Below are 10,811 nucleotides of genomic sequence, written 5' to 3' on the forward strand. Positions count from 1 at the left end.
ATGGGAAGGGAAGTCCGCGCCATGAAAACCGTTTCGCTCGGCAGCCTCAAGGTCTCGCGCATCGGTCTCGGAGCCATGGGAATGTCGGCGTTCTACACCGGCGCCGGCCAGTTCGACGACGAGTCGATCCGCACGATCCACCGCGCTCTGGACCTCGGGGTCACCCATATCGACACCGCTGAGGGGTACGGCCCCTTCATCAACGAGGGGCTGGTCGGCCGGGCCGTGCAGGGGCGCCGAGACGAGGTCGTGCTGGCGACCAAGTTCGGACTGATCTCCCACACTGGTGGCACGGCTCCGGACAGCACCCCGGCCAACATCCGCCTGGCCGTGGAGGGATCACTGAAGCGCCTGGGTACCGACTACATCGACCTCTACTACCAGCACCGGGTGGACCCCGGCACGCCCATCGAAGAGACCGTTGGCGCGCTGGCCGAACTGGTGGCCGAAGGCAAGATCCGCCACATCGGCCTGTCGGAGGCCGGCCCCGCCACGATCCGCCGCGCTCACGCCGTGCATCCGGTCACCGCGGTCCAGTCCGAATACTCCCTGTGGACCCGCGACCCGGAGGCCGAGATCCTGCCCGTCCTGCGCGAACTGGGTATCGGCTTCGTGCCGTACTCCCCGCTTGGCCGCGGCTTCCTGACCGGCAACATCCGCTCCCTGAACGATCTTGACACCGACGACTGGCGCCGCACCAACCACCGCTTCGCCGACGGCAACCTGGAACGCAACCTGCGAATCGTCGACGAGGTCCGGGCCGTAGCCGCCGAGATCGACACCACGCCCGCGCAGGTCTCCTTGGCCTGGCTGCTCGCCCAGGGTGACGACATCGCGCCCATCCCCGGCACCAAGCGAGTCGCCCGGCTGGAGGAGAACGCCGCCGCCGACCACATCGAGCTCACTGCCAGCCACGTCGCCCGCCTGAACGACCTGCCCCGGGCCTCCGGCGAGCGCTACGACGCGGACAACATGGCCGCCATCGACCGCTGATCGAAGACGTACCACCACGCACGCCGCGGGTCGGCATCCGGGCGAAGAGTGCCGCATTCCCAATGAGACTGTGCAACATGAAGTACGCAGGTCACGGGCCTGGCGTGCGGGGTACTCGCGCTGGTCGTCGGCGGGTGTCCATGGCGAAGATCGTCTGACCTGTCGCCAGGGCCGTTGTCGGGTTCTGCTGCGCCGACCGCCGTGCCCCTCCTACGATCCCTGACCGGGCCGGTGCCGGGAGAGCGCGGGGAGGGCGTGGGGATGCTGGAGCTGGAGCGGATCACGGCTCGCCGGAATGAACTGGACACGCTTGCCGAGGAGTTGGCCAAGCAGCTGGCGGAGGTCCAGGCCGAGCGGGAGGAGTTGGTGATCGCCGAGCGGGTCCTGCACCGGCTGGCCGAACAGGACCGGGCTGTGGCGGAGGCCACCCGGGCCGTCGCCCCGACGGCGGCCCGGGTGGCGGGACGGGCTGTTTTGCTGATCCCGCCACCGCGGCGGGACGGGCGATGAGGCCGCGCTGCCCGCTGACTACCGCAAGATCCTGGCGATCGTGCGGGCTGCCGACGGCCCGGTGCAGGTCAGGGCCGTCGGCGAGGAGCTGGGCCTTGAGGTGACGGTGCGCGGGAAGCTGGAACCGTTGCGGGCGAAGATGACCAAGCCCGCCGACCGGGCTGGCTGCACAAGCGTCCTGACGGCAGGTTCGCCGCACGCTCCCAGGCGTAGGGAGGCGGGCGCCGACGGGGCGTAACTGGCGGGCCCCCGGCGGCAGTTGAGTTTGGTGTGAAGAAGAACAACCATCCCGTCGAGGGCCCTGACGGCCTTGTCTACACTGCCCGCCTGCCGCTGTCGAGTGCCACCCTGAACTGGCTCGCCGGCCTGATCCGCGGCCACCTGAAGAAGATCAGGTCACGGTGGCGGGCCCTGCCTCCGGGACGGATCTCCGCCCTCGTGCTGGCCGTACTGCGCTGTGACCAGCGGCCGGGTGATCTGGCCGGTGGCAACGGGATACACCGCACCACTGTGACCCGGTGGGTCAGGGAAGTCGTCGGCCTGCTGGCCGCCCGCGCCCCGCGCCTGGACCGCGCCCTCAAAGAGGTCGCCCGCAAGGGTGGCGGGATGGTGCTGCTGGACGGCACGCTGATCCGCACCCGCCGGCGCTCCGGCAAAGAGAACCGAAGAACTACTCCGGCAAGAGCAAATGCCATGGCCTGCTCGTGATCGCGCTCACCGACGATCGCGGCCGGCTGCTCTGGGTCTCGGCGGCCCGGCCCGGACGGACCTCGGAGATCACCGCCTGTCGACACGACCAGCTCACCGCCAAGCTGCGGGCGGCCGGTCTCGGGGCGATCGCCGACCTGGGCTTCGTCGGGCTCGACGACAGCGACCCCGACACCGGCCCCGCAGTGATCACCGGTTACAAGGCCGCCCGGAACCGGCCCCTGACACGAGGACAGAAGCTGTCGAACACCGCACTGGCAGCGGTCCGGGCACCGGTGGAGCACGGCTTCGCCCATCTCAAAAACTGGCGCGTGCTCGGCAAAGTCCGCACCGACCCGACCTGGGCGACCGCCCTGGCAGGGCCCTGCTCGTCCTCACGAACCGCGAAGTGTCCCGGTGACCGACGATCTTCACCGAAGTCATCCACCCACGACCAGCACGAGCATCCCGAACCCCGCGCACACCAGACCCGTGACCAGCAACTTCACGATGCACAGTTCTCACCGGGAGCGGCAGTGGCCCAACAGCGGCAACCCACACCTGTTCATCAACCTTGCAACGGCCGGGCGCCTGACGCCCGTGACCGGCAAGTGGATCAACACCGTACTCGGCGTCCCAGCCCAGACCCTGCGCGAAGACCGCATCCTCGACGAAGCGCACGCCAGCGATGGCGACGCCCGTCGCCTTGCGGATCTCTTCGGCCTCACGGTCAATGCCGCTCAGCGCTACACGGCCACTGTCGACCATGTCAGCTTCGCCGAACACCAACGACGACAAGGACAGTCCACCGACTCGTGAACCCACCGCTTACCTCCCGATTTCGAGTTCGCGCCCTGGGCCGACCGGCAGCCGACCCCAGGGCTACTTCGTCAGCTGGCCTTCTTCGGCTTCGGGACGCGGCAGGGGCCAAGGGCCTTCCCAGCAGGCAGCACGAGCGAGGCCAGGACCGGCCTCTGGTTCCGGTCGCAGCCTCGCTCGTGCCGGAGGTTGCTATTGCAGTCAGCAACCGCCGGAGGGCGCGCGTATCTGGAGCGCCACCGGGGAGTCACAGCAACCGTGCCTTCCGACGCTTCCGGTCCCGGACAGAGGCAGCTCGACTTCAGCGGCTTCCTGGTCGGGGGTGAACGCGGTGTTCGCGGAGTGGTCTGCTTGCTGTGGCCCGGCTCTTGTGCGGTCAGCCGACGGAGACAGCCTCAGCGGGGTCTGTCTCGTCCGCGACCGCGGAGGGTGTGTTCTTGGGGCCGCGGAGGGCAATGTAGACGAACAGGACGCCCATGATGACGGAGCCTGCCCACATGGCCTGCTGCCAGCCGTCGACGAAGGACTGCTGCGCTGCGCGGAGCACCTCTGGTGCGTGCCGTCCGGTGCTGCCCGCCACCTCAACGGCGTTGGCGACGCCTTCCCGGGCGGTGTCCGCGGCGCCTTGGGGAACGCCGTGCAGCTTGTCGTCGATGGCGTTGCGGTAGCCGGCGGACACGAGCGCGCCGAGCAGGGCGACGCCGAGTGCGGTGCCGAATTCGCGGGTGACGTCGTTGAGGGCGGAGGCGACACCCTGCTTCTCGCGCGGCAGGGAGGCGGTGATGACCTCCGTGGACGGGGTCATCGACAGGCCCATGCCGACGCCCATGGCGAGCAGGCCGGGCAGGACGGACAGGTAGCCGCCGCCGACGGAGACGAACAGCGCCATGAGCGCCATGCCGACGCCGGCCAGTGCGATGCCCACCACCATGGTCGAGCGTGCGCCGATCCCTGCGGCCAGCTTGGGGGCCAGGCCGGAGGCCATCATCATTGCGACGGCCATGGGCATCATCGCGACCGTGGACAGCAGGCCCGACCAGCCGAGTACGGCCTGGAAGAACGGGAAGAGGACCACGCCGATGCCCGCCTGAACGCCGAAGACCACCAGCAGCGTGACCGATCCGCCCGACAGTCCGCGCTCCCGGAACAGCCGCACGTCCAGCAGGGAGGCGTCGCGGCGGTGCAGTTCCCAGGCTATGAACCCGACCGTGGCGATAAGGCCGACGGTCAGGCTGATCAGCGTCGCGGGGGCGGTCCAGCCGCGTTCGGGGCCTTCCTGCAGGACGAAGATGAGGCCGGTCACGGCGATCGCGGAGAGCAGGGCGCCGACGGTGTCGAATCGGTGGGCCGAGGTCTCGCGGGAGTTGGGAACCGACTTCAGCGTCATGGCAAGGGCCACGAGGACCAGGACCGCCGGCAGGACGAACAGCCAGCGCCAGTCGGCGACGTCGACGAGGAGCGCGGAGAGGAACATGCCCAGGATGCCGCCGCCTCCGGCGATACCGGTCCACACGCCGATCGCCTTGCCGCGCTGCTCTTCGGGGAAGGTGGAGGTGATGACGGCGAGCGTGATGGGCATGATCATGGCGGCGCCGATGCCGCTGGCCACGCGGGCGGCGAGCATCACTTCGGCCGTCGGGGCCAGGCCCGCGACCACGGTGGCGATGCCGAAGATGCTCAGTCCGGCGATGAGCATGGGCTTGCGGCCCAGGCGGTCGCCCAGGGCGCCGAGCGGCAGCAGCAGCGCGGCCAGGGCGAGGGTGTAGATGTTGATGATCCACAGGACCGTGCTCTGGGAGGCGCCGAATTCCACGGCCATGTGGGTCTGCGCGACGTTCAGCCCGGTCACCGAGGCGATGACCGCCATCAGGGCGATGGAGACGGTGATCAAGATCATGCGCAGCTGACGCGCATCGGGGGCACCCCGGCCACTGGACTGCACGGCCGGTACGGGCTGGTTCGTACTCATGGATTCCTCTCAAAAGGGCATGCCAAGTCAGCGCCGGAGCAGGACCGGTCGCCGGGTGAAGGGGGTGGGCGGGCCCCGGGCCGCCGCACGCATCGAGGGCATGCAGCGGCCGGTGCCGCGCCGGGATGTCAGAGGGCCGAAGGTTCGCCCTGGGCTGCGGCGAGGGCCGCGTCGGTGTCCGCGGTGGCCAGCACGCTGTTGATGTGGGCGCCGGCCAGGGCGCCGGCCGCTGCGGAGGCGCCGACCTGGGCGGCAAGGTCGGTGGCGTTGCCCGCCACCCACACGCCCGGCACCTCGGTGCTGCCCGCCATGCCGGAGGCCAAGCCGCGGCCCATGTTGTCGGGCAGGTCCTGCACCGGCAGCTTCAGACCGTCCAGGCCCTCGGTACGGGCCTCCATCCGGGTGGCGACCGCGAGGACGCGGCGGGCCACGACCTGCCCGTCGGCCAGGCGCACCCCGGCGAGGCTGCCGTCCTCGTTGTTGACGACCTCCTCCACCGGAGTGTCGACGATGCGGATGCCGCGGGCGGCGAACCGGGCGCGGGTGGCCTCATCCAGGTCAGTGCCCTGCGCGAAGAAGGTCAGATCCCCGGTCAGCTGCCGGAACAGGAACGCATGGCCGATGGAGGCCGGGCCGGTGCCGAGGATACCGATGGGCTCATCGCGCACCTCCCAGCCGTGGCAGTACGGGCAGTGCACCACACCGTGGCCCCAGTGCTCGGCGAGGCCGGGGACCTCGGGCAGCACATCCTTCAGGCCCGTGGCCACCAGGACCCGGCGCGCACTCACGCTCCGTCCGTCGGCCAGGGTGACGGTGAACCGCAGATCCCCGTCAGCCGACGGGGCGGCGGGCTCGGCCGAGGTCACCTCACCGAAGGCGACGCGCCCTCCGTACTGGCGCACTTGCTCCCGGCCTCGCTGAAGGATCTCGGGCGGCGGGGTGCCGTCCAGGACGATGAAGCCGTGCATGGCCTCGGCGGGCGCGTTGCGCGGGGAGCCGCTGTCGATCACGACGACCGAGCGACGAGAGCGGGCGAGCATCAGCGCACCGTTCAGCCCCGCGGCGCCCCCGCCGATCACCACCACGTCGACCGTCCCACCGGGCAGTGCGTCGCTCGCGTACGGAGAAGTTGTCACAGCCATGGCCTCCTGCCTTTCCTCGTGCACCGGTCCCAGACGTTGCGGACCATCTGCACACGACGTTAAAGCCGGTCTTGCCGTGAAGGCATACACTGTTGCTCGTGACGCAAGAAGATGGAGATCTGGACAGCCTCGTACGCAAACGCCTCCGCGCCTTGCGGGTCGCGCAGGGCTGGTCCCTGGAGGAACTGGCTTCCCGTGCCCACCTCAGCCAGTCCTCACTGAGCCGCATCGAGAACGGCCAGCGCCGCCTCGCACTGGATCAGCTGGTCACCCTCGCCCGCGCCCTGGACACCACGCTCGATCAGCTCGTGGAGACCGCCACCGACGACGTCGTCACCAGCCCGACGATCGACAGCACCCACGGCCGGATACGCTGGACCATCAAGGCGGACCCCGGGATGAGCGTGGTGCGCCAGCGCATGACCGAACCGCCCCCCGAGAACCCGGCCCGCATGCGCGCCCACCCGGGGCGCGAATGGCTCGTCGTCCTGTCCGGCACGGCGATCCTCATGCTCGGCCACCGCCGCTTCCGCCTTGAGGCCAACCAGGCCGCCGAGTTCCCCACGATGATGCCGCACGCGATCGGCGCCGAACGCGGACCCAGCGAGATCCTGGGCATCTTCGACCGCGACGCCCGCCGCGGGCACCAGCGCGACAGCGGCGACGACCCCCAGGGCGCTCCCGAGTGACAGTGAGGCCGCGCGACGGCCGTCCCTGGCGGTGACCTCTTGCGCGTCGGGCAGCACCCTCCACCATCACCTTGCGTAAACAGGGACACTTCGTGCTGCAGGCGCATATCCGTCTTAACGTGAAGAGCATGAACCACGCACGCACCCACACTCCCCACGACGGCGCTTCGCACAGTCACCACCACGAGCACGCAATGGACGGCCAGGCGGAGATCCTCGACCTGGACGCCGAGGTCCTCGCCGAACACACCGCCACCATCACCGCGTGGCTGCCGCTGCAGACCGCCCCGCACCACATCGTCGACCTGGGCTGTGGCACGGGCGCGGGCACTTTCGCCCTCCTCAACCGCTTCCCCGACGCGCACGTCACCGCCGTCGACGCCTCCGCCGAACACCTGCAGCGCCTGCGCACCAAGGCGTGCACCCGCAGCGTCCAAGAGCGCGTCCACACGGTGCAGGCCGACCTCGATGAAGCGGCCTGGCCCGACCTCGGCTCACCGGACCTGGTCTGGGCGTCGGCCTCGATGCACCACATGGCCCACCCCGACCGCGCACTGCGCAACGTCCACAGCGCGCTCGCGCCCGGCGGCCTGTTCGCCGTCGTCGAACTGGCCGGCCACCCCCGCTTCCTGCCCGAAAACGCCCCCGCGGACCGGCCCGGCCTGGAAGAGCGCGTCCACGCCGCAGCCGACCGCCGCCAAGCCGAACACATGCCCCACCGCGGCGCCGACTGGGGCCCGATGCTGACCGCCGCCGGATTCACCGTCGAGGGCGAACGCACCATCACCGTGAACCTCGAAGGCTCGCGCAGCGAAGCCATCGGCCGCTACGCCACCGGCGTCCTGCAGCGCATCCGCAGCGTCATCGCAGACAGGCTCTCCCCCGAGGACCTCACCGCGCTCGACCAGCTCCTCGACACCAGCAGCCCGCACAGCATCCTGCGCCGTGATGACCTGACGGTACGCACCGAGCGCACCGTCTGGGCTGCCCGCCGCACCTGACCACAGATGGTTCCTCCGGCCAGGGCGGCCCGCCTCCGAGCCCGCGGGCGGTGAATGGCTGGAACGCGGGGACTCATGACCTGCTCGAGGGGGAGCAACCTGGGATTCGTGAACCCGACGCTCTAGGCTGGCCGTTACACACCTCGACACACGGGTTCCGGCGGATCAATGCTTCAGAAATCGCGAACTGACGGGGGATCAGCATCGGGCAGTGGTCGGCGGTGTACGGCAGGCACTCGGGGTGCAGCGCCGGTTCCGGGAGCAGCCCTTGACGACGTCGGCGGGGCGGACGAGTAGGAAGCAGCGTTCGTCCAGCGGGTGTTCGCAGATCTGGCACAGGCGCCGCCGGAAGGCGTTGAGGGTCTTGTCGGCGTCGAGGACGCCGAAGGCGGCGTGGCCGTCGTGGATCAGGGTCACGTACGGCACCACCAGCCCGCCCGACAGCGGCCGGTGGGCACAGCGTTGGGGGATCGCGTGCATGGGGTGAGTTCCTTCGGATCGCGGGGGCGTGCCACGGGGCTCGTCTGCCGGATGTCAGCTGCTGGCCGGTGGGGGAGGGTCGGCGGGGCCGCCGGCCAGGAGCGCTTCCCAGCGGGCGTAGCGGCAGCCGGTCGCGTCGTGCAGGCGCAGGTGCAGCCAGTTGAGGTTGTCTCCGGCCCGGATGACAGCCTCCGCGCCGATGGCGGCGGCCCGGGGGTAGATGGTGCCGTCGTCGGGGTCGACCAGGACGACAATCAGTCCCTGGCGGTGCGGCACGTGGCGGAGCGTGAAATCGGTGTAGCTGCGGTCGTCCAGGAGCACGAGCGGAGCGCGCTGGTACTCCTCGGCGCTGAACAACGGCGATGGCATGTGCAGGCGGGGGACCGGGCTCGTCCGCAGGCCGACCGGATCGTCGTCGGTGCTGTCGCTGATCACCAGCACCGGGGCCTGCGGTCCTTCCCGGGGGGCTTGTGGTGGGGCGGACATGGCGGTGACACGTCGCTTTCGTGAGGACCGTGGCCAGGAAGAGGCCTCGGGAAAGGGGGAGTTGACGGCCCGCGGGCGGGGCGGCCGACGGGGCCGCCCCGCTCGCAGGCGTTCGCTCAGCCGAGCGGGTAGAGCACCAGCGCTGGGAGGGCGGTGTCGGGGATGCGGTCCCCGTACAGCTCGCGCAAGGACTGGTCCGCCTTGAGCTCCTCCGGCAGCGGGAAGATGTCGCCGACGAGCTCGCTGAGGGTCGGCGCGTACCGCGAGTGGCTGTAGCTGGAGAACGGAGAGAAGAGGTTGCCCTCGGAGTCCCGGGACAGCACGACGAGCGTGTCTCCGGGCAAGTCCTTCCAGTCCTTGCGGACCAGGCGGCGCAGCACGGCGAGGGTCAGGGGGCGGTCGGGGGCCTCGCCGTCCGGGTCGGGGGACGGGGCCTGCGGCTGGTCGGTCATGACGGCGCCTTTCACGTGCGGGCCGGGCTGGGAGGGCCGGCCGGTTGATCAGCGGGTGGCGGGCACCGCCCCGTTGCCGGGGCGGTGCCGTCAGGTCCGGTCAGTCGTCCTCGATCTCCTCCAGGCAGGCGACGGGGATGCCGCTGCCCGGGAGCCGGAAGCGCGTCATGTCCTCGGGGATGCGGTACTTGGGCTTGCCCGGCTCGCCGTTGCGCGGGTCGCGGCGCAGGATGCGCGTGGACTCCTCGTCCAGCAGGAAGCCCGCCCGGGTGCCGGTGCGGTTGCGCTCCTGCACGGTGCCGGTGAGACCGCGCAGGAGGGCCGGGCGCAGCGACTCGTTGATGCGGGCCTTGCGTCCGGCCACGAGTCCGGCGAACGCTTCCTTGTCGATCGCGCGGAGCCGCCGCGCGGAGGCCTCCTGGACTTTCGAGACCTTGATTGCGTCCGGCAGTTGGCCGATGAAGTCGAGGACCTCGTCCATGGTGACGGTCATGCTGGTTCGCCTCTCTGTGACGCGGGGGTGGTGGGACCGGCCGGGCACGGGCGTGCCCGGCCGGGGCTTGCGGGGAGGTTCGGTCAGGCGGCGGCGTCGGGCCGGTGGCGGGCGACCGCCTGGTCCTCGACCTCGGACAGCTGGTAGCTGCCGTTGTCGGCCTGACCGAGCGACTCCAGAAGCAGCAGGTAGGAGGCCTGGAGCCGGTCCAGGGACTCCCACAGGAAGACCTGGGTCATCCTGGCCGTGTCGAACTTCTTGGGTTCGCGGATGTTGTCCTCGAAAGCGGCGGCGACCTGAGCGAACAGCACGTTCGCGAGACGGCTCTTGGGGAAGCTGGCAGCGACGTCGGCGGCCGACTCCTGCTCGGGGCCCTTGGCCCCCAGCAGGAGCGCCAGGGTCTCGGTGCGCCGCTTGTCCGCCCACTGTGAGTTCTCGGCTCTGTGCGGTGCATCAAAGCGAGTTGAGCTGAGAAGTCGGCACAGATCTGGATTTTCATGAGGAGTTGGCGCGCGGATTTGACCAGCTTGAACTGCGAATAGTCAATCTCTGGGCAGAGGTATATGAGTCTGTGAGCTGCTGATACGTGGTCGAGCTGGAATATCGCGGATACCTCGGGAACCCCTATGGATTTGGCGGCGTTAGCGCAGGTCAGGGAGCTGATGGAGTGCAGGGGCGGTTTGCTGCTTCGGGGGCGACCGTCCTGAGAGGCGGCAGCGGATCGCACTGCCGGGGCGTTTACGATCATGGCTCGCCGACCGGGGCCGTGAGGCCCCAGTCCGGTCAGCGGTGCGGTACCTGAAGAGCGCTGAGCACGGACCCGGTCGTGGCAGGGGAGCTCATCCTCGTGCGCCGCACGATTCTGTGGACCCCTCAGGACCAACCGGCCCGTCCGTGAATCGCGGATGGGGCCCTTCGCCCGCGGCCGCAACTTACGGTCGGTTGGAAAAGCGGCGGTGGAGGGGCGTCCCGCCCGGCAGAATCGGGTGATCGACACGTCCCTCTGGGGGAGTTATGCAGGAACTTCGCTTCGACGACGACATCCGGTTCACCGCAACGGTCAGCAGCGATCAGACGTGGCTGAAGCGCG

13 protein-coding genes and 1 pseudogene are annotated in these 10,811 nt (G+C 69.9%); 7 read left to right on the forward strand and 7 right to left on the reverse strand.

The window, feature by feature from the left end; translation table 11 throughout:
• Positions 1-21: 21 nt before the first annotated feature.
• The 5 genes and pseudogenes from AC5P09_RS31005 (at position 22) to AC5P09_RS31025 (ending at position 3,009) form a co-directional block, all read left to right on the forward strand.
• Positions 22-993: an aldo/keto reductase gene (locus AC5P09_RS31005; RefSeq protein ID WP_493877055.1), complete on the forward strand. Its 972-nt coding sequence runs from the start codon at positions 22-24 to the stop codon at positions 991-993.
• A gap of 261 nt (positions 994-1,254) precedes the next feature.
• Positions 1,255-1,503: a hypothetical protein gene (locus AC5P09_RS31010; protein WP_493877056.1), complete on the forward strand. Its 249-nt coding sequence runs from the start codon at positions 1,255-1,257 to the stop codon at positions 1,501-1,503.
• Positions 1,504-1,543: 40 nt separating this feature from the next.
• Entirely contained in the window at positions 1,544-1,741 is a 198-nt protein-coding gene (locus AC5P09_RS31015; RefSeq protein WP_493877057.1) for a hypothetical protein, read from the forward strand.
• Positions 1,742-1,773: 32 nt separating this feature from the next.
• Positions 1,774-2,611: pseudogene (locus AC5P09_RS31020) on the forward strand (transposase family protein).
• A gap of 71 nt (positions 2,612-2,682) precedes the next feature.
• Positions 2,683-3,009 carry a hypothetical protein gene (locus AC5P09_RS31025; protein ID WP_493877058.1) on the forward strand — a complete coding sequence of 109 codons (327 nt, stop codon included), beginning with the start codon at positions 2,683-2,685 and terminating at the stop codon, positions 3,007-3,009.
• A 376-nt stretch (positions 3,010-3,385) separates the two neighbouring features.
• Here the strand turns inward: AC5P09_RS31025 and AC5P09_RS31030 are convergent, their stop codons facing one another.
• Positions 3,386-4,978, reverse strand: a complete 1,593-nt coding sequence (locus AC5P09_RS31030; protein WP_493877059.1) for an MFS transporter — start codon at positions 4,976-4,978, stop codon at positions 3,386-3,388.
• 128 nt (positions 4,979-5,106) lie between these two features.
• On the reverse strand, positions 5,107-6,120 hold the full coding sequence (locus AC5P09_RS31035) for an NAD(P)/FAD-dependent oxidoreductase (RefSeq protein ID WP_493877060.1): 1,014 nt from the start codon (positions 6,118-6,120) through the stop codon (positions 5,107-5,109).
• A gap of 98 nt (positions 6,121-6,218) precedes the next feature.
• On the opposite strand from AC5P09_RS31035, the gene AC5P09_RS31040 reads away from it, so the two are divergent.
• Together AC5P09_RS31040 and AC5P09_RS31045 are read left to right on the forward strand one after the other, a co-directional pair.
• Positions 6,219-6,809 carry a helix-turn-helix domain-containing protein gene (locus AC5P09_RS31040; protein ID WP_493877061.1) on the forward strand — a complete coding sequence of 197 codons (591 nt, stop codon included), beginning with the start codon at positions 6,219-6,221 and terminating at the stop codon, positions 6,807-6,809.
• A 128-nt stretch (positions 6,810-6,937) separates the two neighbouring features.
• The gene (locus AC5P09_RS31045) at positions 6,938-7,810 is read left to right on the forward strand and encodes a class I SAM-dependent methyltransferase (protein ID WP_493877062.1); all 873 of its coding nucleotides are present in this window, start codon (positions 6,938-6,940) and stop codon (positions 7,808-7,810) included.
• Between the two features lie 198 nt (positions 7,811-8,008).
• Here the strand turns inward: AC5P09_RS31045 and AC5P09_RS31050 are convergent, their stop codons facing one another.
• The 5 genes from AC5P09_RS31050 to AC5P09_RS31070 all read right to left on the reverse strand — a co-directional run bounded on the left by AC5P09_RS31050 (position 8,009) and on the right by AC5P09_RS31070 (position 10,032).
• Complete coding sequence (locus tag AC5P09_RS31050) at positions 8,009-8,290, reverse strand: hypothetical protein (RefSeq protein WP_493877063.1); 282 nt, start codon at positions 8,288-8,290, stop codon at positions 8,009-8,011.
• A 54-nt stretch (positions 8,291-8,344) separates the two neighbouring features.
• Positions 8,345-8,731: a hypothetical protein gene (locus AC5P09_RS31055; protein ID WP_493877064.1), complete on the reverse strand. Its 387-nt coding sequence runs from the start codon at positions 8,729-8,731 to the stop codon at positions 8,345-8,347.
• Between the two features lie 161 nt (positions 8,732-8,892).
• Positions 8,893-9,228, reverse strand: a complete 336-nt coding sequence (locus tag AC5P09_RS31060) for a hypothetical protein (protein ID WP_493877065.1) — start codon at positions 9,226-9,228, stop codon at positions 8,893-8,895.
• A gap of 100 nt (positions 9,229-9,328) precedes the next feature.
• Positions 9,329-9,721, reverse strand: coding sequence for a hypothetical protein (locus AC5P09_RS31065; protein WP_493877066.1), 393 nt, complete (start codon positions 9,719-9,721; stop codon positions 9,329-9,331).
• An 83-nt stretch (positions 9,722-9,804) separates the two neighbouring features.
• A complete protein-coding gene (locus tag AC5P09_RS31070) occupies positions 9,805-10,032 on the reverse strand; it encodes a hypothetical protein (RefSeq protein WP_493877067.1) in 228 nt (75 codons plus the stop codon).
• Positions 10,033-10,811 lie beyond the last annotated feature (779 nt).

This window comes from Streptomyces sp. a15 (assembly GCF_059026085.1).

Coding starts and splice junctions, on each gene's coding strand:
- AC5P09_RS31005 (WP_493877055.1), top strand. CDS start 22: ATGAAAACCGTTTCGCTCGGCAGCCTCAAGGTCTCGCGCATCGGTCTC.
- AC5P09_RS31010 (WP_493877056.1), top strand. CDS start 1,255: ATGCTGGAGCTGGAGCGGATCACGGCTCGCCGGAATGAACTGGACACG.
- AC5P09_RS31030 (WP_493877059.1), bottom strand. CDS start 4,978: ATGAGTACGAACCAGCCCGTACCGGCCGTGCAGTCCAGTGGCCGGGGT.
- AC5P09_RS31035 (WP_493877060.1), bottom strand. CDS start 6,120: ATGGCTGTGACAACTTCTCCGTACGCGAGCGACGCACTGCCCGGTGGG.
- AC5P09_RS31045 (WP_493877062.1), top strand. CDS start 6,938: ATGAACCACGCACGCACCCACACTCCCCACGACGGCGCTTCGCACAGT.
- AC5P09_RS31050 (WP_493877063.1), bottom strand. CDS start 8,290: ATGCACGCGATCCCCCAACGCTGTGCCCACCGGCCGCTGTCGGGCGGG.
- AC5P09_RS31060 (WP_493877065.1), bottom strand. CDS start 9,228: ATGACCGACCAGCCGCAGGCCCCGTCCCCCGACCCGGACGGCGAGGCC.
- AC5P09_RS31065 (WP_493877066.1), bottom strand. CDS start 9,721: ATGACCGTCACCATGGACGAGGTCCTCGACTTCATCGGCCAACTGCCG.